At 70.1% G+C, this 23,591-nt stretch carries 15 protein-coding genes; 6 read left to right on the plus strand and 9 right to left on the minus strand.

The features are described from left to right. Nucleotides 1-43: 43 nt before the first annotated feature. The 8 genes from ABZ808_RS09885 to ABZ808_RS09920 all read right to left on the minus strand — a co-directional run bounded on the left by ABZ808_RS09885 (nucleotide 44) and on the right by ABZ808_RS09920 (nucleotide 13,345). On the minus strand, nucleotides 44-1,027 hold the full coding sequence (locus ABZ808_RS09885) for an aldo/keto reductase (protein ID WP_357003259.1): 984 nt from the start codon (nucleotides 1,025-1,027) through the stop codon (nucleotides 44-46). Next, the gene (locus ABZ808_RS09890; RefSeq protein ID WP_357003262.1) at nucleotides 984-2,225 is read right to left on the minus strand and encodes a GNAT family N-acetyltransferase; all 1,242 of its coding nucleotides are present in this window, start codon (nucleotides 2,223-2,225) and stop codon (nucleotides 984-986) included. Before ABZ808_RS09890 ends, ABZ808_RS09885 begins: the two co-directional genes overlap by 44 nt. After that, the gene (gene lysA / locus ABZ808_RS09895; protein WP_357003264.1) at nucleotides 2,225-3,541 is read right to left on the minus strand and encodes a diaminopimelate decarboxylase; all 1,317 of its coding nucleotides are present in this window, start codon (nucleotides 3,539-3,541) and stop codon (nucleotides 2,225-2,227) included. Before lysA ends, ABZ808_RS09890 begins: the two co-directional genes overlap by 1 nt. A gap of 59 nt (nucleotides 3,542-3,600) precedes the next feature. Next, nucleotides 3,601-5,754, minus strand: a complete 2,154-nt coding sequence (locus tag ABZ808_RS09900) for a GNAT family N-acetyltransferase (RefSeq protein ID WP_357003266.1) — start codon at nucleotides 5,752-5,754, stop codon at nucleotides 3,601-3,603. 102 nt (nucleotides 5,755-5,856) lie between these two features. After that, entirely contained in the window at nucleotides 5,857-7,122 is a 1,266-nt protein-coding gene (locus tag ABZ808_RS09905) for an MFS transporter (RefSeq protein ID WP_357003268.1), read from the minus strand. A gap of 11 nt (nucleotides 7,123-7,133) precedes the next feature. Then, nucleotides 7,134-8,708: a cobalamin-dependent protein gene (locus ABZ808_RS09910; RefSeq protein WP_357003270.1), complete on the minus strand. Its 1,575-nt coding sequence runs from the start codon at nucleotides 8,706-8,708 to the stop codon at nucleotides 7,134-7,136. 16 nt (nucleotides 8,709-8,724) lie between these two features. After that, the gene (locus ABZ808_RS09915) at nucleotides 8,725-10,278 is read right to left on the minus strand and encodes a cobalamin-dependent protein (protein WP_357003272.1); all 1,554 of its coding nucleotides are present in this window, start codon (nucleotides 10,276-10,278) and stop codon (nucleotides 8,725-8,727) included. Nucleotides 10,279-10,306: 28 nt separating this feature from the next. Further along, nucleotides 10,307-13,345 (minus strand): amino acid adenylation domain-containing protein, encoded by a 3,039-nt coding sequence (locus ABZ808_RS09920; protein WP_357003274.1) that lies wholly within the window; start codon nucleotides 13,343-13,345, stop codon nucleotides 10,307-10,309. Nucleotides 13,346-13,817: 472 nt separating this feature from the next. Between ABZ808_RS09920 and ABZ808_RS09925 the strand changes: the two genes are divergently transcribed. The 4 genes from ABZ808_RS09925 (at nucleotide 13,818) to ABZ808_RS09940 (ending at nucleotide 20,393) form a co-directional block, all read left to right on the plus strand. Continuing rightward, nucleotides 13,818-14,636, plus strand: a complete 819-nt coding sequence (locus tag ABZ808_RS09925; protein ID WP_357003276.1) for a basic amino acid ABC transporter substrate-binding protein — start codon at nucleotides 13,818-13,820, stop codon at nucleotides 14,634-14,636. A 138-nt stretch (nucleotides 14,637-14,774) separates the two neighbouring features. Next, nucleotides 14,775-16,307 (plus strand): acyl-CoA carboxylase subunit beta, encoded by a 1,533-nt coding sequence (locus tag ABZ808_RS09930; RefSeq protein ID WP_357003279.1) that lies wholly within the window; start codon nucleotides 14,775-14,777, stop codon nucleotides 16,305-16,307. Nucleotides 16,308-16,376: 69 nt separating this feature from the next. Then, nucleotides 16,377-17,525 (plus strand): acyl-CoA dehydrogenase family protein, encoded by a 1,149-nt coding sequence (locus ABZ808_RS09935; RefSeq protein ID WP_357003281.1) that lies wholly within the window; start codon nucleotides 16,377-16,379, stop codon nucleotides 17,523-17,525. A 213-nt stretch (nucleotides 17,526-17,738) separates the two neighbouring features. After that, nucleotides 17,739-20,393 (plus strand): helix-turn-helix domain-containing protein, encoded by a 2,655-nt coding sequence (locus ABZ808_RS09940; protein ID WP_357003283.1) that lies wholly within the window; start codon nucleotides 17,739-17,741, stop codon nucleotides 20,391-20,393. A 233-nt stretch (nucleotides 20,394-20,626) separates the two neighbouring features. Here ABZ808_RS09940 and ABZ808_RS09945 read toward each other — a convergent pair whose 3' ends face one another. Further along, entirely contained in the window at nucleotides 20,627-21,133 is a 507-nt protein-coding gene (locus tag ABZ808_RS09945) for a MarR family transcriptional regulator (protein WP_357003285.1), read from the minus strand. Between the two features lie 98 nt (nucleotides 21,134-21,231). Between ABZ808_RS09945 and ABZ808_RS09950 the strand changes: the two genes are divergently transcribed. Together ABZ808_RS09950 and ABZ808_RS09955 are read left to right on the plus strand one after the other, a co-directional pair. Continuing rightward, nucleotides 21,232-21,813, plus strand: coding sequence for a YceI family protein (locus ABZ808_RS09950; RefSeq protein ID WP_357003287.1), 582 nt, complete (start codon nucleotides 21,232-21,234; stop codon nucleotides 21,811-21,813). 282 nt (nucleotides 21,814-22,095) lie between these two features. Beyond that, nucleotides 22,096-23,574: a glutamate--cysteine ligase gene (locus ABZ808_RS09955; protein WP_357003289.1), complete on the plus strand. Its 1,479-nt coding sequence runs from the start codon at nucleotides 22,096-22,098 to the stop codon at nucleotides 23,572-23,574. Nucleotides 23,575-23,591: the final 17 nt, after the last annotated feature.

Consider the following 23,591-nt stretch of genomic DNA (forward strand, 5'->3'; position numbering starts at 1 on the left):
TACCGCCTGTCGTCCCCTCCCGGATTGGTGCCGCGGGCAGCCGCTACTGCGACCACCAGGTCGGCTGGCGGGACCAGCGGTGCCGACGCAGGGTCGACAGCAGGTCCGGCTCCAGCGGCTTCCCGTCGCTCACCGCGATGTTGCTCTCGACGTGCGCGATCCGTCGCATCCCCGGAATGGTGGTGCAGACCCGAGGGTCCGCCAGGATGAAGCGCAGCGCCGCCTCCGGCATCGGCATCCCGGCCGGCAGGTCCTTGCTGAGCGCCTGCGCCCTGGCGACGCTCTCGGCGAGGTTCTCCGGCACGAAGTACGAGTTGCGCCAGTCCCCCTCCGGCCAGGTCGAGTCGAGGGTCAACGTGCCGGTCAACGTGCCCTCGTCGAACGGGACCCGCGCGATGACCGCGACGTCGTGCGCCTCGGCCACCGGGAACAGCTCGTCCTCAGGGGCCTGGTCGAAGATGTTGTAGATGACCTGCACGGCGTCGACCAGCCCGGTCTCGATCGCCCGTACGCCGTTCCACGCCTCCCAGCGGTTGACCGAGATGCCGATCCCGCCGATCAGGCCACTGGCCCGCAGCCCGGTGAGCGTGTCCCGCCAGCGCGGGTCGTCCGTCCAGGAATCCTCCCAGACGTGCAGGTGCAGCAGGTCGATCGACTCCAGCCCGAGATTGTCCAGGCTCTTGTGGACGTACTCCTCGATGTGGTCCGGCGGGAAGACGTCATCGAGGGTCGATTCGCGGGTCGACGGCCACCGCATGTCCTTCGGCGGGACCTTCGTGGCCACGTAGAGCCGGGTGCCGGGGTTGGCCCGCACCAGGTCGCCGAGCACCTGCTCGCTGTGCCCGCGCCCGTACACCCAGGCCGTGTCGAAGAAGTTGCAGCCCAGGTCGACGGCCCGCTGGAGCGCGGCCAACTTCTCGTCGTCCTCGACGCCGGTCCAGCCGTGCAGGCCGCCGCCGACCCCCCACATGCCGTACGAGATCTCACTGACCTGCCAGCCCAGCCGGCCGAACCTGCGGTATTGCATGGTCACCTTCCTGCTGCGAGGGGATGGCGGAGACGGGCTCGCCCCAGGTCCGCACCGCCTGCCGGTAGTCCGAACCGGTGATCGCGAAGGCCCGTACGAGATCCTCGGGGACGCCCGCCGGGGGCCGGACCAGGCCCGCCGTCCATCGCGGCTCGGCACCCCGGGCGCGCTTGGCGCCGTACGTGCCGGCACCGAGGTGCACCACGGGCAGCCCACGCTCCGCCGCCAGATCCCGGGGGCGGTACATGGTCAGGTTGAAGTACGAGTACGCCGCGGCCCGCTCCTCGAAGCCGGCCGCGCGGACGTACACCCCGTCCGGCCACAGGTAGTTGAGGCTGAACCCGACCACGTCGTCGCCGGCGTGTTCCAGGAGCACCAGGCTGTACGCGTCCAGCGCCGACACCTGGGACGCGAAGTAGCGCTGCATGTCGGCGTCGGTGTCCGGGCCGCCGTACTTGCGCTGCGTCGCGCCGAGCAGCGGCGCGATCACGTCCACGCTCTCGGAGAGCCGGACCGACTCCACCCGGTCGACCGCGTCGTCGTACCGCCGGCGTTCGCGTCGCCACTCCCGCCGGCCCGCCGCCTCGGCGGCCCGGTCGGAGACCTCGCCGCCCGGCGCGGGCAACACCGCCTCCGCGGACAGCATCGACGGCACCGGACCGCGACCGGCCGGGCCGACCGCCCGGTCCCAGGCCGCCTGGTACGCGGCCACGTTCTCCGTCGGGGTGTAGAGCAGGGCGACGCTGGCCGCGCCGAGCCGCGCGGCGAGCGCCTCCACCTCGGTGAAGAGCGCGGTCAGCACGGCGTCCCGCCGGACGCCGGTCAGCTCCTTGGAGATCGCGACAGCGCCGTGGTAGCCGGCCCGTGAACCCACCAGCAACGCGGGCAGAAACGCCGCGTGCTCCTCGGGCGACAGTGGCCGTTCCAGATTCTCCTCGGCGATGTGACTTGGGCTGTACGCCAGGTTCATCGACGGCACGCTCGCGCCGCCCCAGAGATATGTCGCCACCGCCGCCACGGTGGCTCCCGTAGCGTCCCGCGCCACCAGGTAATTGGTGACAAACGACGGGTCGGTCTCGGCCCAGGCCATCCACGGGTAACCGAGGTAGAACCCCTCACCCTCGGCGAGGCCGTTCCACACCTGCTCGCCGATCTCGCGGATTGATCGCAGGGCCGTGACCGACACGTCGCCGTTCATCAGCCGTCCTGGTCGCGGCCGTCGTCGAGCAGCTCCAGGGCAACCAGGTCGTCGTACGTCTCCCGCCGCCGGATCAACGAGACCTGGTCGCCGTGCACCAGCACCTCGGCGGGCCGCAACTGACTGTTGTAGTTGCTGGTCATCGTCATGCCGTAGGCGCCCGCCGTGAAGATCGCGAAGAGAGCGCCGGCCTCCAGCACCGGCAACGACCGACCCCGGGCCAGGTAGTCACTCGACTCGCAGATCGGACCCACGACGTCGTACGTCGTCAGACCCTCGAGGCCCGACACGTCGCGGGAGGATGGGACCGCCCCCGCGGCGGGCTGCACCGGCCACATGAAGTGGTAGCTGTCGTACATCGCCGCGCGGGCGATGTGCGTCATGCCGGCGTCGATCACGGCGAGTTGGTGGTCGCCGGCCTGCTTGAGATAGCGGACCGTGCTGAGCAGGATCCCGGCATTGGCGGCGATGGTGCGGCCCGGCTCGAAGATGACCTGACCGCCGTCCCGGGTGAACCCGGTGAGCCGGTGCACGATCACTTCGGCGAAATCGTCCCAGCTCGGCGCGGTGCGGTCGATGTACTCGGCCGGGAAACCACCGCCCAGGTTGAGCGTCGTGATGCGGTGCCCGACCGCCTCCAGCCGCGCGACGAGGGCGAGCAGGCGATCCAGGGCCACGGCGTACACCTGCGGGTCGAAGATCGGGCTGCCCAGGTGGACGTGGAAGCCCTCGATCCGCAGCGCCTCGTCGGCGGCGGCACGCGTGAACAGCGCCTCGGCCCGCTCGATGTCGACGCCGAACTTGCCGCCCCGGGTGCCGGTGGTCGTGCGGGCCGGGGTGCGCTGGTCGGGCGCGACATCGGGGTTGACGCGGATCGCCAGCCGAGGACGTGCGCCCTCCTCACGGGCGATCCGCGACAGCAACTCCACCTCTGCCTCGGACTCGACGTTGATGCAGCGGATGTTGCGGCGAACAGCCTCCCGAAGCTCGGCCTCGGACTTGCCCACCCCGGCCAGCACCGTCCGCTCGGGGTCGATCCCCGCCACCATCGCCCGGTGCAGTTCACCCCCGCTGACCGCGTCGATGCCGGCGCCCTCCCGGCCGAGCAGCCTGAGCAGGTGCACGTTGCCCAGCGCTTTCGCGGAGAAGCACACCAGTGGGCTGATCGCGTCGAAGGCCTTGGCGAACCGGCGGTAGTGATCGATAAGGGTGCTCGCGGAGTAAACGTATGTGGGTGTGCCGAACCGCTCGGCCACCGAGGTCAGCGACACCCCTTCGCACCAGAGGGAGCCGTCGCGATAGGTGAACTCATCCATCAAATCCTCATTCGGGAGATCAGCGATCAGGATATCGCCCACTCAACGAAGAGCTACCCCTATCCGTACTCGTACAGGCCGTCCTGTTCGAGGGCGCGGATCCGCTGGTAGTCCTCCTTCAACCGGCCCGGATCGTCCGCGATCAGATAGAGATGGCCGGGCGAGGTGAACAGGTCGACGGTCCGGTGCACAGGGGTGCCGGGCACCAGGTCCAACGCCGACCCGCAGAAGATCGAGGGGATCTCGGTCAGCCGTTGGGCTGCGCCCTCGGCGACCATGCCGTCGTAGGGCGCCACCAGGCAGACGACCATCAGGGCCCGCTGCCGCCGGTAGCCGGCGCCGATCCGCCGGGCGAAGCGGTCCGGGGCGGTGTACCGCTCGACAGTCAGCGACAACTGGCTCATCCCCGTCGCCTGCGCGGGGCCGGCCGGGGTGACGCCGCCCTCCAGCCGTGCCCCGGACTCGATCAGCACCGGCCCCCGGTCGTCGACGAGCAGCTCGGTGTGCGCCGGGCCGGTACGCACGCCGAGCGCGTCCAGCACACCCTCGACGAACGGGCGCAGCACGTCCTCGATCTCGCCCGTCCCCTCCAGCAGGACCTGCCGGTCGTACACCGGTCGGCCGTCGACGAAGAAGCGGTCATCGCGCCAGATCTCGTGGATGTGGTGCCGGCCGTCGAGACTCACGCTGTTGACGAAGTACTGCTGGCCGACGAGTTGCTCCTGCACCAGCAACGAGTCGTTGAGCTGGCCCATGGCGTTCGTCGCGCCGAGCAGCTTCGCGGTCGCCGTCTGGGCCCGGGCGGCATCCGCGCAGAAGTACACGCCTTCCGAGCCGGCGCTGGCCGCAGGCTTGACCACCACCGGCAGCACCTGGCTGGCCGCCAGCCAGTCGTCGAGCTCCTCCACGCTGCGCACCCGCGCGCCGAGCGGCACCCGCAACCCGGCGCGGGCGACCGCGCTCATCATCGCGGGCTTCTCCCGCCGGGGACGGTCGGCCGAGTGGACGTTGCCGGGCAGCCCCAGCAACTCCGCGAGGTCGTCGGCCACGTTGACGCCCCACTCGCTGCCCGCGATCACCTCGGTGGGTCGCATCGGCGCGAGCAACTCGGCGGTGGTGCTGAGGGCCTGCGGGGATTCGCCCCGCACGGTCAGCACGGTCAGGAAGTCGTCCCGGCGCAGGCCGGCGGCGTACCGCTCGTTGATGGTGCCGGTGAGGACCGCGACGCAGCGCCAACCCTGCCGGTTGAAGGCGGGTGCCAGCAGCGCGCCGGTCGAGAACGGGTCGACGATCACGATGACCCCGCCCTCGGCCACCCCGGCGGCCGGGGGAGCCACGACCGTCTCCGTCACGAAGGAGGCCCGGTACGGACGCAGGTCGAGGCCGTGGGCAGGGCTGAGCACGTCCAGTCGCATCGGCAGCGGAGCCGCCCAGGTGGCCAGCCGATCCGGTGGCCGGGCGTAGCAGAGGCTCATCGCCGGCTCGCTGAGCCGTTCGGTGCTGAGCACCAGCTCCGCCTCGTCGCAGCCGTCGTCGTCGGGGTCGAGGTGGTGCAGCGGCACCGGCACGAACCCGAGCCGGCTCTTGAAGGTGAACAGGCCAGCCTGGGCGATGTGGCCGTACAGGGTGGGGTCGGTGCCGAGGGAGATCCAGGCGAAGTCGCGCCGTCGGGCCTCCTCGAACGCGGCGAGGTAGAGCGCCCTGCTGATCATCGCGTCGCGGACCTGCGGCCGTGCGGCGGAGAAGGCCACCCGCATCGCCTCGTCGGTCGCGGCGACGCGGCAGACGACGCCGGCGATCAGCTCGTCGCCGGAGCGAGCGGAGACGAGGAAGAAATCGGCGAGCCCGGCCTCGGTGGCGACCACCGAGTGCGCCGCCGGCAGACCGTGCGGCATGGCGGCGATCTGGGCGTCGTACACGGCGAGGAACTCGGCGAACAACTGTGGAGTGAGTCGGGCGTGCACCTCGATGGTGAGCCCCTGCGCGTCGACGTGCCGCTGCACGTCCCGGAAGTTGCGCCGTTCGGCCTTGGAGAGCCCGGCGAGGAACTCCTCCTGATCGGCCGGGGTGCGGCGTCCCCACGTCACCCACCGTGGCTTGATCCGGAAGCCCGCGGCCTGAAGGTTCGCCCACTGCTCCCGGGGCGGGTCGGTCACGACGACCACGTCCGCGTCGTCCGCCCACCGTCGGTCCAGTGCCTCCTGCGTCGTCACCGTGCATCTGCGCAGGCCGTAGTAGTCTTTCGCGCCGTCTCCGGACACGCGTCCCTCGCTTTTCTGATCCCAGCCCGGGCGCTGTTCGACCGCGTTGTCCCGTCATGCCCCACTGTCGACTGTGGTCGACGAACCGGCGTTGCTCAGCGTAGCCCGCATCGACAAGACGGCCGCGAACGCGATCAGGGCGGCAGCCGGAGACAGCAGGCGCGCCTCGGTGGGGCCGAGCCAACCCAGGACCGCGCCCGCCCCCAGCGTTCCGACCGCGCTGCCCACCGCCATCATCGTCGCCGCCAGGGCGAACGACTCGTTGATCACCGTCTTGGGCACCAGGCTGCCGAGCAGCCCGAACTCCTCCGAGCTGAGCGCCGCCAGCGGCAGGCCCGCGAGGAACAGACACACCGCGAGCACCGCGACCGACGTGGCGAAGACCAGCGGAACCATGCACGCGACCGCCACCGCCAGCAGCACGAGGTAACGGTTGACCGGCAACCGGGTGTGCTGCCGAGCGCCGTAGACCAGCCCGCCGAGGACGCTGGCCGCCGGCGGCAGGGACAGCAGCGCCACGCCGGTCGCCGCCGCGTCGCCGTTCGCCGACACGGTCGCCGGCACGGTGACCTCGAGTACGGCGAACGCCGCGGCCGCCCCGCCTGCGGCCACCAGGATCGCCACGACGCCGGGGATGCGCCACGGCCTCCGCTCGCCCCGGGCGTGGCTCTTCTTTCCACCGTCGGCTGCGCCCGGCTCGACCCCGTCGGTCTCCTTGCGCATCGTCGAGACAGCCGGTGCGGTGCCGTACAGGAAGGAGCCGACCACGAGCATGCCGCCGGCCAGCAGTGTCGTGGTGAGCGCGCTGAAGGTGCCGGTCAACAGGCCGGTCAGGGCCGGGCCGATCACGAAGAAGACCTCGATCAGCACCGCTTCCAGGGCGTTGGCGGTGTTCAGCGAAGGCCCGGGCGGGAGGATCAGCGCCCACGCGGCGCGGACGGTCGAACCCACCGGGGCCATGGTGAGCGCGACGGGCGTCACCGAGGCCACCAGCAACCAGGTCGGGCCGCTGCCCGCGGCGACGAACACGGCCAGTGCCACCGCGTGCAGCACCGCCAGTGTCAGCAGCACGACCCGCAGCCCGCGCCGGTCGATGAGCCGACCGTGCAGGGGCCAGGCGACGGCCAGCGCCGCCGAGAACAGGCCGAGGGCTGTCGCGCCGGCCGTGTAGGAGCCGGTCTCGGCGCTGATGTGCAGGAAGATCGCGAGCGGTTCGATGGCCACCGGCAGCCGGGCGAGCATCGCGGGCAACATCACCCGGGGAACGCCGGGCGTACGCCAGAGTGCGGCGTAGCGCCCGGCGGCCTTACCCAGCGACATCAGTCACCAGTTCAGACAACGGGGACGGACTCCTTCTGCACGCCCGGCCGGTAGATGCCGTCGTACTGGTCGATCAACGAGCCGTTCAACGCCTCGGTGAGTCGGAGGCGTTGCTCGAACAGTTCGTAGTAGGAGAGGTGGTTGGACGGCATGGGTGAGAGGTAGACGCTGATCACTTCCGGCGTCTCCTCGATGTCGAACGATAGTCGATCCGCCTTCTTCCGGAAGTCTGCGGTGCCGGGGAGCAGAGTCCGGTTGAAGACATTGAAGTAGTTGGTTGCCTCGGTGCTGGCCTCGTTGAGCCGGGCCTTCAGTTGCAGGCACCGGTCGAGGTACATGTCGATCGTCGGCAGGTCGTCGTCGTCATGCCCGATCAGCATGTTGAAGGTCAGGTACCGGACGCCGAGATCCAGCATCGACGTGACGATCTGCAACTGCTCCTGGAACGGCCGCAGCTTGTTGAACTTCTTGGTGGGCTCGTCACCGAGGTACTCGAGCGGGATCTGCACCCGGTAGCAGCCGATCCAGCGGTCCCCGCTGGTGTCGTTCCAGAACAGGGTCTCCATCAACTCCCGGTCGACCTCACCCAGGTCGAGGAACTTGCCGAACTCGAGCCCGTTGGCGAACTCCCAGGAGAAGCCCATCTCGCGGGCCATCCGGAAGATCTCCAGAGTGTCCTCCCGCCCGCTGTCGTGCAGCAGCGTCCCCCGCCCCGAGCGCTGGATCCGGGACAGCGTGTTGTCCTCCTGGAACAGGATGTTCGAGATCCCCATCGACTTCAGGTACTCGAAGTGCCGCCGCACCACGTCCGGCTTCATGTAGCGGTAGTGCCCGCGCATCGGGGTCGCGCAGAACGAGCAGGTCCGGTAGCAGCCGCGCGAGGTCTCGAAACAGGTGAACGGAGCCCGCACGGTCATCGGCGGCTGCCCCTCGCCGGTGTCGTCGTACACCGACAGGTCGTCGATCAGGTCGAGCGCCATCGGCGGCAACTCGGCCAGGTTGAGTTGGGCGCCGCCCATGATGACGAGCCCGTCGCCGACCTGCCGGGTCATCACCATCGACTCGATGGGCTGGCCGGTCGCCCGCGCCTGGACCAGTTTGGCGAAGGTGAGCTCACCCTCAAGCTGGATCACCACGTCGAAGCCGTTGGCCAGATACCACTCCGGCCGGGCGGTGACGTCCATCCCGCCGCCGACGACCAGCGCATTCGGGTTGACCTGCTTCAGGAACGTGGCGAACTCGGCCACCACCCGGGCCGAATTGGTGAAGTTGTTGGAGATCCCGATGATGTCGGCGGCGCGTGCCTCGTCGGCGTACGCCTCGAACGGCCCGCCGTAGCGGTGGCAGTCGATCGTGCGCGGCCCGTACTGGAACGAGGCGTAGTGCTCCGGTTCACCGGCGTCGACCTGGGTGTCGACGATCTTGAACTCCGCGTCGACCCCCCACTCCCGCAGGTAGGCGCGAGCGCCGGCGGCCAGCGTGACGAGGGCGCTCTTGGGGTTGCGGACGCGCACCGGACTGATGGTGGTGTCCTCGTCGCGGAACGACTGCCCGGGGTACGGGGCGTACAACAGGGTGACGCGCATGTCCGAAACCTCCTGGTCAGCCCGCGTAGATGCCGTCGTAGAGACGGTGCATCTCGCGATCGTTGAGCATGGTCGTCATCTCGAGACGCTTCTGGTAGATGTCCCAGTACGTGAAGTGGTCGGTGTTGATCGCCGACAGGAAGATCCCGATCACCTCGGGGTTCTCATCGATGTCGAACTGGAGCAGGGAGTGCAGGGTCGTCCAGTCCCGGGCACCCGGCAGCAGCGACAGGTTGAACACGTTGAAGTACGGCTTGTACTTCCCCTGCCCGACGGCCGTCAGCTCCTCCTTCAGCCGCATGCAGTAGTCGGTGAACATGTCGATGCCTTCGCGGTCGTGCTCGGGGTAGCCGATGAACAGGTCGTACGTCTGGTGGCCGACACCGTGGTCGGTGAGCATCGTCGCGAGGACGTCCACCTGCTCGTCGAAGCCGAGCAGCTTGGGGAACCGGCGCTTCTTGACGTTCATGTTGTCCAGCGGGATCTGCACCCGGTAGCAACCGACCCACCGGCCGTCGACCATCTTGCTGCCGAGCAGGGCGTCGGCGAGTTCGTGATCGAAGCGGCCGTTCTGCATGAACTTGCCGAACTCGATGCCGTTGGCGAACTCCCAGGCGAAGCCGTAGTCCCGGAACATGTGGAACATCGCGAGAACCTCTTCGCGCCCGGAGTCGTACAGGTAACGGCCGGCGCCGTTCTGCTGGATCCGGGACAGGGGGTTGTCCTCCTGCCACACGATCGTCTTGATGCCGTACTCCTGGAACGTCTTGAGGTGCTTCTCCATGGTCGGCAGGCCCATGTAGCGGTACCCGCCACGGGACGGGGCCGTGCAGAACGAGCACCGCCACGCGCAGCCGCGCGACGTCTCCCAGCAGATGAAGCTGCCCTGTACGCCCTCCGGCGGCGGCCCCTCGGCCGTGTCCGTGTAGACCGAGAGGTCGGGGATCAGGTCCAGGGCCATCGGCTCGATCGAGTCCATCGGCACGGTCTCGGACGTGTCCACCTTGGTGGGGATCAGCTTGCCCCGCAGCGAGATGTTCGGGACCGTTCCCAGGTCCTGCTTGCGGTTGAGCGCGTCGATGATCCGAGCGAAGGTCAGCTCGCCCTCGCCGCGCACCACCACGTCGGCGCCCCGGGCCAGGTAGTACTGCGGGCGGGCGGTGCAGTCGACGCCGCCGACGACGACGAGGGCCTTCGGGTTGACCCGCTTGATGTGCTGCGCGAGGTCACTGACGATGTGCGCGCTGTTGGTGAAGTTGCAGGTGATCCCGTGCACGTCGGCCGAGCGGATCTTCTCGTCGGCCTCCTCGAACGGCGTGCCGTACCGGTAACAGTCCATGATCCGGGGGCCGTACGGCAGCGACTTGTACTTCACCCGCTGCCCCCCGAGTTGGAGGTCGACGATCTCGATGTCGCAGGAGTAGCCGAAGTGCGGTGCGTACGCCCGCAGCCCGGCGGCGATGGTGGTCAGCGCACTCTTCGGGTTGAGCGGCCGCTCGGTGTTGATCGGCTCGCTCTCCCCCTGGAAGATCTGCGAGGGGAACGGGGCGTAGTAGAGGTTCACCTTCATGGCATCTCCCGGGCCGATAGATCGCAGTTCACTGGACTGTCGCGGTGGACAGGTGCGGGCTGTTTACCGACAGGAAGGTCCTCGCGAGACGGTCGATCATGGTGTCGATCTCCGTGTCGCGGCCCGTGCCCCAGGTGAGGGCGAGGTCCCGGGCCATCCGGGCGGCGTGGTTCGTGTCGGTGCCGACCAGGGCGTTGTGGCACACCCCGGTCAGTGCGTCGGTCGCCGCGGCGCTGCGGGGCCGAAGAACAGCGAGACAGCGGGCTGTCTCGTCGTCGCCGACGAGGTCGGCGGCCCGGTCGAGGAACCGGTCGTACGAGACCTCCGGCAGCGCCCCCGCGTCGGCGCGGAGCCGGGACAGCAGATCGGTCACGGGCACCGAGGCGGGTGCCACCACGTTCAGGACGGTGCCCGGCCGCACCGGGTGGTGCGGTTCGGTGAGCGCGGCAACCACCCGCGCGACCACGTCGACCGGAGTCCAGTCCACGTGCAGGCTGGTCGGTGGCCGTACGCCGAGCCGCAGACAGAGCCGCAGGATCATGGTCACCGAGGACCGGGGGTTGGCGTGGCCGGTACGCGAGTGGGCGGCGACCTCCCCCAGCCGGACGACGACGGCGGGGACACCCTGCTCGGCGGCTGCCCTCAGCAGTTGCTCGCCGACCCACTTGGACTGGCTGTAGCCGTCGGCCGGCAAGGTAGACCAGGGCGGCAGGAACGCCTCGGCGAGTGGCGTGCCGGGGGTGTGGCGCACGGTGGTCGTCGACAGCGAGATGATCCGCTTGCGGACGTGGGTGCCGGCGAGGTGGATGAGGGTGCGCAGGCCGTGGACGTTCGTGGCGCGTAGGTCGGCGTAGTCGCGGAGGGTGTCGACGCGGCCTCCGGCGTCGACGATCGCGCCGACCTGTCGACAGAGCCGCCGCCAGTCGGCGGCTGGCAGACCGAGGTGGGGCTTGTCCAGGTCACCGGCGAGGGCGGACCACCGGATCATCTCCGCGGGCCCGTAGCCGGCGGCCGACAGCGCCGCCCTGACCCGGTGCCGGGCCGCCTCGTCGTCGGTGGCGCGGACCAGGCAGACGACCGGTCGGTCGCCCTGCGCCGCGAGGGCGGCCAGCACGTGCGAGCCGATGAAGCCGGTCGCGCCGACCAGCAGGATCGTGCCCGGGTCGTCGGGCCGCCGCACCCGCGTCCGGCCCAGCTCGCCGAGGCGCAGGTCGTCGGCCAGATCGTGCGGCGTCACGTCGGGCGGGGGGAGGGAACCGCCCCGGCGGACCAGTTCGGCCTGAGCGGGGATGGTGGCGCAACGGATCAGGTCGCGCACGTCCAGCCGTATCGCGAAGGTGCGTTCGAACTCCACCGCGAGTCGGGCGGCGCCGAGCGATGTCCCGCCGAGGCAGTAGAAGTCGTCGTCGTAGGCGCTGATGCCCAGCACCCGCGTCCAGATCTCGGCGATCCGCGCTTCGACGCTGTCCGGTGGGTACGCGGCCTCGGTGTCGGCGGTCTTCGGCGCGGCGCCCGCCAGGCGGCGGCGCAGTCGCTCCTGGTCGACCTTGCCGTTGGAGAGCAGCGGCAGGGTGGCGAGGCGGACGAACCTGCCGGGCACCAGCGCGGCGGGCAGCGCGGCCCGGGCGTGGTCGCGCAGCGCCTCCTCGGTCACCCCGCGCTCGGCGGAGTAGAAGCAGACCATCGTCGCCGCGACGCCGGCCTCGTCGACGACCACCTTCACCTGGTGGACGCCGGGCAGCGTGGTGAGCGCATGCTCGATCTCGCCCAGGTCCACCCGTATCCCGGCGATCTGGACCTGGGCGTCGCGGCGGCCGCTGAACATCAGCAGGCCGTCCTCGCGTACCCAGCCGAAGTCCCCGGTGCGGTAGAGCAGGTCGCCGGCAACCTCGTCGTACGGGTTCGGAACGAAGACCTGTCGGGTCCGTTCGGCGTCGCCGTGATAACCGGCGCCCAGGCAGACGCCGGCGAGATGGATCTCCCCGATCTCGCCACGGGGTGTCGGGTGACCGTGCTCGTCGAGGAGCAGCACCGACGTGTTGGGCAGGGGCAGACCGAGGGGGATGACCTGTCGGTCGCCGTCGTTCACGGCGTGGAAGACCGAGCCGATCGACGCCTCCGTCGGACCGTAGGTGTTTGTCACGCGGATGTCCGCGAACATCCGCCGGAAGGCCTGCACCGTGTGCGGTTTCGCGGCCTCGCCGCCGATGAAGACCTGGCGCATCGACGCCAGCAGGTGCCGGTCCTGTGGACGGTGCTGGAGGCGTTCGACCAGCAGGTCGAAGATGCTGGGGACGAAGTCCGTCATGGTGACGCCGTGCCGGTGGATCTGGGCGAGCGTCGCGTCGAAGTCGAGGATCCCGGTGCGGTCCGGGATGACCACGGTGCCGCCGCGGGTCAGCGGCCACAGCAGTTGCCAGATCGACGAGTCGAAGGTGTGCGCGGAGTTCTGTAGGACCACCCCGCCGTCGGCGGCGAACCGTTCCGTCATGGAAAGGAAGCGGTTGACCAGCCCATGGTGCAGGTTGATCGCGCACTTCGGCAGACCCGTGGAGCCACTGGTGAAGAACGCGTAGATGGGGTCCTGAGGCCGGGGACGATCGGCGGCGGGTGCGGGAACCCGGGTCGTGGCCGGCTCCGTCCGCACATCGATCACCGGCAGGGCGAGGGCCCCGTCCGGCGGCGGCGACCCGAGGGCTGCGACGGGGGTGAGGCCGTCGAGCATCCGCACCTGGCGAAGGGCCGGCCAGGCGCGGTCGAACGGCACGAACGCAGCGCCCGACCGCATGGTGCCGAGCATGGCGACGAGGAGCCCGACCCGGTCGTCGAGCAGGAGCGCGACGAAGTCGCCCCGCCCGGCACCGACGGCGAGCAGATCGGCGGTGACCGCGTCGGCCAGCCGGTCCACGTCCCGGTAGGTCAGCGTGCCGGTGGGATGGATTATCGCGGTGTCGTCGGGGTGTCGGCGGATCGTGTCGTCGATCAGGTCGACGACGGTCTCGTGGATCGGACGTGGCCGGATCGGTCCGGTGAGGAGAGCGCCGACCTCGGTGGGGTCGGGGCGCACGCGCTCTGTCCTGGCGACGGTCAAGGTGTTTCTGAGGACACCACGGAGGCACCTCTCCCGAGCAGTTTCACAATATGCGTAGCGAAAGTCCCGTTGATGGGATTGGCAGTCAACGTTGACTGCGTCGCATCGTAACTACAGTCTTTTGAAATTGTCTACACATCGATAATGGCAATTAGTCGCGGAGAATAGGGCATAGTGTCGATTTCGGTCCACATCGAACTGACGCGTCGTCGGGTGCCTGCGGCGAGCCGACCCGTCCGGTCGTCGGCTGCCACCTGCTAGCAGCTAAAACCCGGTAGGGGCAAGGTTTCTCAGCACTCGGGATCGGTGGCTTCGACGTCCCGTCAGCCGGCCTGCGGCGACGCACCACTGGGGACCATCGGATCTATGCGGCAATCCCAGAATCAGGTACGGTCCCTCTGCCGTCACTCTGTACTCCCGTTATCCCGGGGAACAAAGGGGCATTACTGTGAATACATATAAGCCGGCCCGAACCGTCGCCCTTGTTGTCACTATCGGTGCACTCATCCTCAGTGCTGGATGTGCCAAAAAGGACGAGGGTGAGGTTCAGGCCAGCGGGGTCAAGCTGGTCAAGGCGGGCACCCTGACCATCTGCACCCACCTGCCGTACCCGCCGTTCCAGTCCAAGGACGCCAGCGGCAAGGTCGTCGGCTTCGACGTCGACGTGATGGACCTGGCCGCCAAGAAGTTGGGCCTTGAGCAGGCGATTGTCGACACGCCGTTCGAGGGGATCAAGTCCGGTCAGGACCTGAACACGGGCAAGTGTGACGCCGCCGCCGCGGGCATGACGATCACCGAGGAGCGGCGCAAGGTGATGGACTTCTCCGATCCCTACTTCGACGCGACGCAGGCGATGCTGGTCAAGATCGGCAAGCCGTACAAGTCGCTGAACGACCTGAGGGGCAGGAAGGTCGGCGTTCAGGCGTCGACCACGGGCCGTGACTACGCCCGCAAGTTCGAGAAGGAGTTGAGCCTCCAGCTCGTGGAGTTCGAGGACCTCGCCGCCGAGCAGCAGGCTCTCGCCAACGGGCAGATCGAGGCCGCCATCAACGACCTGCCGGTCTGGGCGGAGTACATCAAGAAGAACCCGGGCGGGTTCGAGGTGGCGGCCGAGTTCGACACCGGCGAGCAGTACGGGATCTCGGTGCGCAAGGACGGCAACCCGGAGCTGCTCAAGGTGATCAACGAGGAGTTGGCCAAGGCGAAGCAGGACGGCACGTACGACGCGCTCTACGAGAAGTGGATCGGCAAGAGGCCCAGCGTCTGACCCGACCCGCACCCTCTGCACGACACTCGGCGGTTGGTTCGCCGCCGCACGCCCGGGTACGTTAGCCTAACGATCGTTTAGGTCGGTCGGCGGGCCCGTGCGGCTGGCCGGCGTGGGTGGCGGCAGTAGGGGGTCGGCGTGACGCTCGACGGTGAGGCGCTGGAGCAACTGCGCAAGCGGGCCCGGTCCGGCGGCGCGGACAAATACCACGCGGCCAACGCGGCCAAGGGCAAGCTCTTCGCCCGCGAACGGGTCGCGCTGCTCGTCGACGAGGGCTCCTTCGTCGAGGACGGCCTCTACGCCAACGCGCTCGCCGAAGGGCTGCCCGCCGACGGCGTGGTCACCGGCACCGCCACCATCGACGGCCGGCAGGTCTGCCTGATGGCCAACGACTCCACCGTCAAGGCCGGCAGTTGGGGCGCCCGCACCGTCGAGAAGATCATCCGGATCATCGAGCGGGCATACTCCACCAGCGTCCCGATGGTCTACCTGGTCGACTCGGCCGGCGCCCGAATCACCGACCAGGTCGACCTCTTCCCCGGCCGGCGCGGCGCCGGCAAGATCTTCTGGAACCAGGTTCGCGCCTCCGGCTCGATCCCGCAGGTCTGCGCGCTGTTCGGCCCGAGCGCCGCCGGTGGGGCGTACATTCCGGCGTTCTGCGACGTGGTGGCGATGGTCGACGGCAACGCCAGCATGTACCTCGGCTCCGACCGGATGGTCGAGATGGTCACCGGGGAGAAGACCACCCTGGAGGCGATGGGCGGAGCCAAGGTGCACACCGCCGAATCCGGCGTCGGGCACTTCCTCTGCAAGACCGAGGCCGACGCGCTCGACGTGGTGAGGACCTACCTGTCGTACCTGCCGGCCAACTGGACGCAGGCGCCGCCGACCGCGCCGGCCGTCGCCGCGCCCGCGAAGGCCGACCTGGCCGCGCTGGTGCCGGCCAGCGAGCGGCAGGCCTTCGACATGCGGCGGTACGTCAAGGGCCTGCTCGACGAGGGTTCGTTCTTCGAGATCCAGGCGCTCTGGGCCAAGGAGATGACCATCGGCTTCGGCCGGCTCGACGGCGAGGTCGTCGGCGTGCTCGGCAACAACTCGATGTTCAAGGGCGGGGTGCTCTTCGTCGACTCGGCCGACAAGGCGACCCGGTTCGTGCAGCTCTGCGACGCGTTCAACGTGCCACTGCTCTTCCTCAGTGACGTGCCCGGCTTCATGGTCGGCAGCGCGGTGGAGAAGCAGGGCATCATCCGGCACGGCGCAAAGATGATCACCGCGATCTCCGAGGCGACCGTCCCGAAGATCTGCGTGGTGGTCCGCAAGGCGTACGGCGCCGGCCTGTACGCGATGGCCGGCCCCGGCTTCGAGCCGGACGCCACCATCGCGCTGCCCAGCGCGAAGATCGCGGTGATGGGGGCCGAGGCCGCGGTGAACGCGGTCTACGCCAACAAGATCGCGGCGATCGAGGACGAGGCCGAGCGGGCCGCCTTCGTGGCCGCCAAGCGGGCCGAGTACGAGCAGGACATCGACGTCGTACGGCTCGCCAGCGAGTTGGTGGTGGACGCCATCGTCGAGCCACACGACCTGCGTACCGAGCTGGTCCGCCGGTTCGCGGCGGCACGTACCAAGGACCGCTCCTTCTCCCGGCGCCGTCACGGCATCACCCCGGTCTGATCCCCGACCACCCGCAGCGACCGTCCGGCGTCACAAGCGTAGGGCGATCGTCCACACAGGAGGACTGAGATGGACTTCCGGCTCACCGACGAACAAGCGGCGCTGCGGTCCAGCGTGCGGGACTTCGCACGCGAGGTGGTCGCCCCGGTCATCGCCGAGCACTACGAGCAGCACACCTTCCCGTACGAGGTGATCCGGCAGATGGGCAAGATGGGCCTGTTCGGCCTGCCCTTCGCCGAGGAGCACGGCGGCATGGGCGGCGACTACTTCGCGCTCTGCCTGGCCCTGGAGGAGTTGGCCCGGGTCGACTCCAGCGTGGCGATCACGCTGGAGGCGGCGGTGTCGCTGGGCGCGATGCCGATCTACCGGTTCGGCACCGAGGAGCAGAAGGCGACCTGGCTGCCGAAGCTGCTCAGCGGCGAGGCGCTGGCCGGCTTCGGGCTCACCGAGCCGGGCACCGGCTCCGACGCCGCCGGCACCCAGACGCGGGCGGTGCTGGACGGTGACGAGTGGGTCATCAACGGGTCGAAGGCGTTCATCACCAACTCGGGCACCGACATCACGGCCATGGTCACCGTCACCGCGGTGACCGGCACGAACCCGGACGGCTCGAAGGAGTTGTCGACCATCATCGTGCCCACCGGCACGCCGGGGTTCACCGTGGCGCCGGGCTACTCCAAGGTGGGCTGGACCGCCTCGGACACCCACGAGTTGACCTTCGACGACTGCCGGGTGCCGGCGGGCAACCTGCTCGGCGAGCGGGGCCGGGGCTTCGCCCAGTTCCTGCGGATCCTCGACGAGGGCCGGATCGCCATCGCCGCGCTGGCCGTCGGCCTCGCCCAGGGCTGCGTCGACGAGTCGATCAAGTACGCGAAGGAGCGGCACGCCTTCGGCCAGCCGATCGGCGCCAACCAGGCGATCCAGTTCAAGATCGCCGACATGGAGTTGAAGGCCCACACCGCCCGGCTGGCCTACTACGACGCCGCCGCCCGGATGCTGGCCGGCGAGCCGTTCAAGCGGCAGGCCGCCATCGCCAAGCTGCACGCCAGCACGATCGCGGTGGACAACGCCCGCGAGGCCACCCAGATCCACGGCGGCTACGGCTTCATGAACGAGTACCCGGTCGCCCGGTTCTGGCGGGACTCCAAGATCCTGGAGATCGGCGAGGGCACCAGCGAGGTGCAGCGCATGATCATCGCGCGGGATCTGGGTCTCTGAGCGACCCCGCACCAGGCACCGTCACCGCCGGGCCCGTCTACGCGCGATCCCGGAAACCGGCCGAGTTGGCCCGCGGCACGCCGTGCGACCCACTCGGTCGCCCAGCCGTCCCAGGCCGGGCTGTCCGTTCGGCTGTCGGATATCGGCGAGCGGGCGTCGGTAGCCCGACGTTCGACTGCCGCTCGTCGGAGCCGAACCGTACTCTTCGTGCCCATGACTCCGGATCAGGAGTGGTCGCGGAGCCCCGCCGGTCGTCCCAGGTTGCCGGAGCTGCTCCATCGGCATCGACGTGCCGCCGGCCTGACCCAGGCGGAGCTGGCGTCCCGAGCCGGGGTGGGCGTGCGGACGGTGCGCGACCTGGAACGGGGCCGGTCGGTCCGGCCCCAGCGCACGACCGTCGAGCTGCTCGCCACGGCGTTGGAGCTGACCGGTGCCACCCGGGCGGCGTTCCTGGGCGCGGCCCGCGGCACCGCCGGTGGTGAGCCTGCCCAGCCGGACGGCGTCCCCGGTGTGCTCAGCGGTGACACCGGGCCAACCTGGTCCGCCCCACCGGTCGCCCTGCCGCCGCCGGTCGCCCTGATCGGGCGCGACCGCGACGTCACCGAGCTGGCCGAGATGCTGATCGCGGAGCGGGGGCCCCGACTGGTGAGCCTGGTCGGGTTGGCAGGGGTCGGCAAGACCGCACTCGCGCTGGCGGTGGCCCACGCGGCAGCCCGGGCATACCCGGCCGGCGTCGCCGGGGTGCTGGTCGGCGAGGGCTCGGACGGCCCGGACGTGCTCGCCGGCACGATGACCGTGCTCGGCGTGGCCCGGCTGCCGGAGCTCGTCGCCCGGTTCGCCGGACGGCCGGTCCTGCTGGTGATGGACGCGGTGGAGCGATCCCCGGGCCCGGTGGCCGAGACACTGCACCGGCTGACCACGGTGCTGCCGTCGCTGCGGGTGCTGGTCACCGGGCGGCATCCGGTCGGGCTGCCCGGCGAGCGGGTCTGGCCGGTAGCCCCGCTCGAGGTGCCGCCGCCCGACGCCCAGCGTTCCGGACCGGCCGCGCTCGGGTCGTGGCCGGCGGTCGCACTGTTCATCGCCCGGCTCGCCCAGGTCCGTCGGGAGCCACCCACCCCCGAGGAATTGCCGGCGTTGGCCGCGCTGGTTCGCCGACTGGGTGGGCTGCCGCTGGCCATCGAGCTGATGGCCGCGCGGGGACGGCTGCTCGACCTCACCGAGCTGCTCGACCGGTACGGCGACCGGGTGCTCGACCTGGCCACCCCCGCCGACCCGGGCTGGGACGCGCCGGAGTCGGCAACCCGCCGCCGGTACGGCACCGATGCCACCCGGGCGGCGGGGGCGGTCACCCTGCGGGATGCGGTGGCGAGCAGCTACCGGCTGCTCGCGCCCGATGAGCGGGACGCGCTGCGGCGGCTCGCCATGTTCGGCAACCGGTGGTCGGTGGAGCTGGCCGAGGAGATGCTCGCCGACGAGGCCGACCGGGACGGCACGGTGGCCGTCGACCCGGTCCCGCTGCTGGACCGGCTCGCCGAACTCGGCCTGTTGAGCGTGCGCGGCACCGGACCGTTCCGGTTTCGCCTGCTCGACGCCGTCCGTGAATTCGCTGTCGAGCAGGCGGTCGGCGGTGGCGAACTGGCCTGCCACCGCCGACGGCATGCCGAGGTGGTCGCTCGCCTGGTGGCGCGGACCGCCGGCGACCTGGCCGGTCCCCGGCTGCTCGACGCGGTGCACCGGCTCGACGAGGCGAGCAGCGACATCAGCTCGGCGCTGGCGCACGCCGCCACCGACGATCCGCTGACCGCCCTCCGCCTGGCGGCCTGCCTGACCCGCTGGTGGCGGTTCCGGGGGCGCGACGTGGCCGGCCGGCAGTGGCTTCGGCGCCTGTTGGCCGATCCGAGGACCGCCGACGCCGGCCCGATCCTGCGCGGTTGGGCCAGTCTCGGGGTGGCGCGGCTCGCTGCCGAGCATGGCGCGGAGGCCGACGAGCTGCCGACCGCGCGGGCCGCGCTGGCCATGTTCCGGAAGGCGGGCGACGTGACCGGCGAGTTGGAGGCGCGCAACGTGCTCGGCGCGCTGCTGACCACCGTCGGCGCGCACGACGAGGCCCGCGAGCAGTCGGAGGCGCTGCTCCGACTGGCCGTCCGCAACGGGCGCACCCGGGACATGGCGGTGGCACAGAACAGTCTCGCCTGGCACGAGATCCGGGTCGGTGACCTGGCCGCGGCCCGTCGCCGGCTGGCCGCCGTGGACCGGCTCGCCGCCGAGGGCGGTGAGCCACGGTTGCGGGTGCTGGCCTGGGCCAACCGGGCCGAGGTCGCCCGCCTGGAGGGCCGGTACGCCGACGCAGTCGACGAGGGTCGGCGGGCGGTGGCGGCGCTGTCGGAGTTGGGTGATCCGGGCCATCGCCGCCGAGTGCTCGGGACGGTCGGGCTGGCGTTCGCCCAGGACGGGCGTGCCCCGGAGGCGACCGAGGTGCTCACCGAACTGCGTACAGGGGTGGCGGTTGCCGTACCGGGGCGACGCTGGGCCGAGCGGGCCGGACCGCCCCGACCGCGCTCGGACGGGGCCGCGCTGTCCTGGGGCGGGCCGGAGGCGGGAATCTGCGCGTTGATCGAGGGGAACCTGGCCCTGCACCGGGGTGACCGGGAGTTGGCGGCCGAGTGGTTCGCTGCCGCCGTCGAGGCCGATCACGATCGGCGGGGCGTGGTCGAGGCGCTGGTGGGGCTGGCCGCCAGCACCGGGGACCCGATCGTCCTCGATCGTCTCGACCGGGTCTGCGAGGAGAGCGGCATCCGGTTGTTGCCGCAGGAGTCGGGCTTGCTCTATGCGCTGACGGCCGGGCGGGGTGGGCCCCCGGGCCGGTAGTCGGGCGGGGAGTGGCGCGAGCGAAAGCCCCCTTGGTGCTACCCCTCGCTGTTCGCCCGCGCCGTCACCCCCCGGTGATTCCCCGGTGGAGCCAGCCTGCCACCGCCGCTGGGGCGGAAAGTGCCCTTCAAGCGGTTTGTCCGGCCGGCAAGGTCAGTTCTGCCGGTCTTTCTGCCGGTGCTGTTTCGACACTGCTCCGCGCGCGTTCCGCCCGCGCGGGACGGCTGGCGGGGTCAGGCCGCGCCGGTGTCCTCGACCAGCTCGTGCCCCTGGTCAGTGCTGCCGGCGGTGGCACCGGGATGCACGGCGTCGCGCACCCGGCGCAGGCCGTCGAGCAGCGCTGCCAGGGCCTCGGGGTCGAGTTGGCCGGTGAACCACTGCTCGATGATCCGCAAATGCCCGGGTAACGTCTCATCGAGCCGTTGCAGGCCGGCCGCGGTAACCACCGCGTACGAGCTGCGTCGGTCGTTCGGGCAGGCGCGGCGGGTGAGCAGCCCGTCGCGTTCCATTCGGTCCACCACGCGGGTCACTCCGCTGGTGGACAGGGATGTCTGAGCCGCGAGGTCGGTCATCCGCAGTTGGTTGCCCGGCGAGCGGGCCAGTCGGGTGATCACCTCGAACTCGACCGAGGAGAGGCCATGCTCTTCGAGTTGGGCGGAGAACCGGGCCGACAGCCCGGCGTGTGCCTCGTAGAGCAGGCCAACGGCGGTAATCCGGGGGTCGTCGAACACGTTGGTCACTCGTTCACTCTACCAGTACTTGACACGGGGAATATTGTCGCGGTTATAGTTGCTCAGGCAGTTGTTGGGCTACTAAACAATTCTCCTGGAGGAACAGCATGACCAGCAGCACCGATGCGGTTACCCGCGACTGGGACGGCCTCACCATCCCGGCGCCCGGCACCTACGTGCTGGACGCGGCGCACAAGCGGGTCGGCTTCGTCGCCCGGCACATGATGGTGAGCAAGGTCCGCGGCGAGTTCAACGAGGCCACCGCCACCATCACCATCGCCGAGGACCCGCTGCAGTCCTCGGTCGTCGCGACCATCCAGGGTGCCAGCATCGACACCACCCAGGCTGACCGGGACGGGCACCTGCGCAGCCCCGAGTTCCTGGACGTCGAGAAGTACCCGACCCTGGAGTTCCGCAGCAACGGCGTCAAGTCCCGCCGCGGCAACGAGTTCGTCCTCACCGGTGAGCTGACCATCAAGGACGTCACGCGTCCGGTCGAGCTGGAGGTGGAGTTCGAGGGTGTCGGCCGCAGCCCGTTCGGGCAGGACATCTTCGGCTTCTCCGCGAGCACCGAGATCGACCGCGAGGAGTTCGGTCTGACCTGGAACGTCACCCTGGAGACCGGTGGAGTGCTGGTCGGCAAGAAGGTCAAGATCGAGATCGAGGGCGAGGCCATCCGCCAGGCCTGATCCCTCGGATCGCCGGTACGCCGGGCCCACGCCGCAGGTCGGTGTGGGCCCGGCGTCGTCTCCGAGCGCGTGTGAATTGTCACGAGCTGTTCGCACTGTCATCGGGTCCGATCCGGCCCGGACGGGGTAGAGACGGCGCCACGAGTGCGTCCGCTCCGGCCGGCATCGGATCACCGCCGTCGGCCTCTGGCCCTGGCCAGGCGAACGCTCCTAACGTGGTGGTTCACAATGCGCTTTCCGGGACGGCAGGATCCCGACCGCGCCGGCTGTCGGGAGGACACAATGGGCAGGGACGTCGCGCAGGGCGCCTTCACCCGGGAGGACCGCGTCCGTTACCGGCAGAAGGTCCGGCGATGTCTGGACGTCTTCGCGCTGATGCTCGACGACTTCGGGTTCGACGCCGACCGGCCGATGACCGGCCTGGAGATCGAGCTCAACCTGGTCGACTCGGCGGCCGAGCCGGCGATGCGCAACGAGGAGATCCTCGTCGACATCGCCGACCCGCTCTTCCAGACCGAGTTGGGGCAGTTCAACCTGGAACTCAACGCCGAACCCCGGCTGATCGAGGCCGCCGGTTTCGCCGACTACGAACACGACCTGCGCAGCAGCCTCTCCCGGGCCGACGAGCGGGCCGCCAAGTCCGACGCGAAGATCGTCCTGGTCGGCATCCTGCCCACCCTCACCGAGCGCCACCTGGTCGAGGACAATCTCTCCACCAACGAGCGTTACCGTGTGCTCAACGACCAGATCGTCGGCGCCCGGGGCGAAGACATCGAACTCGACATCCGTGGCGTCGAGCAGTTGCGGACGCACACCGACTCGATCGCCCCCGAGGCGGCCTGCACCAGCCTCCAGTTCCACCTCCAGGTCGCACCGGACAGCTTCGCCGACTACTGGAACGCGTCCCAGGCCATCGCCGGAGTGCAGGTGGCGGTCGGGGCCAACTCGCCCTTCCTGTACGGCCGCCAACTCTGGGCCGAAACCCGGATCGCCCTGTTCAAGCAGGCCACCGACACCCGCCCGGAGGAGCTGAAGGCCCAGGGCGTACGCCCCCGGGTCTGGTTCGGCGAGCGGTGGATCACCTCGATCTTCGACCTCTTCGAGGAGAACGTCCGGTACTTCCCGCCGCTGCTGCCGATCTGCGAGGACGAGGACCCGGTGGAGGTGCTGCACGCCGGTGGGGTGCCCCAACTGGGCGAGTTGCGGCTGCACAACGGCACGGTCTACCGGTGGAACCGCCCGGTCTACGACATCATGAACGGCCGCCCACACCTGCGGGTGGAGAACCGGGTGTTGCCGGCCGGCCCGACGGTGGTCGACATGCTGGCCAACGCGGCCTTCTACTTCGGTCTGGCCCGCGGCCTGGCCGAGGCGGACCGGCCGATCTGGAGCCAGCTCACCTTCAGCTCCGCCGAGGAGAACTTCCATTCCGCCGCCCGGCGCGGCCTCGACGCCGTGCTGCACTGGCCCCGCCTCGGCGACGTACCGGTCACCAAGCTGGTGCTGGACCAGTTGCTGCCCGTCGCCGCGACCGGCCTGGACGGGTTCGGGGTCGACCCGGCGCAGCGGGACCGGCTGCTCGGCATCATCGAGCAGCGCTGCCGCACCGGCCGCAACGGTGCCGTCTGGCAGACCGAGGCGGTCTGGGCGGCGGAGCGACACCGGGGGATGGACCGCGCCGCCGCACTGCACCACATGGTCCAGCGCTACGCGGAACTGCAACGCGGCAACGAGCCGGTCCACACCTGGCCGGTCGACTGACGATCCCCCGGTCGTGC

The sequence above is a fragment of the Micromonospora sp. NPDC047527 genome, assembly GCF_040643015.1.
In the GTDB taxonomy this organism is placed as follows: domain Bacteria; phylum Actinomycetota; class Actinomycetes; order Mycobacteriales; family Micromonosporaceae; genus Micromonospora.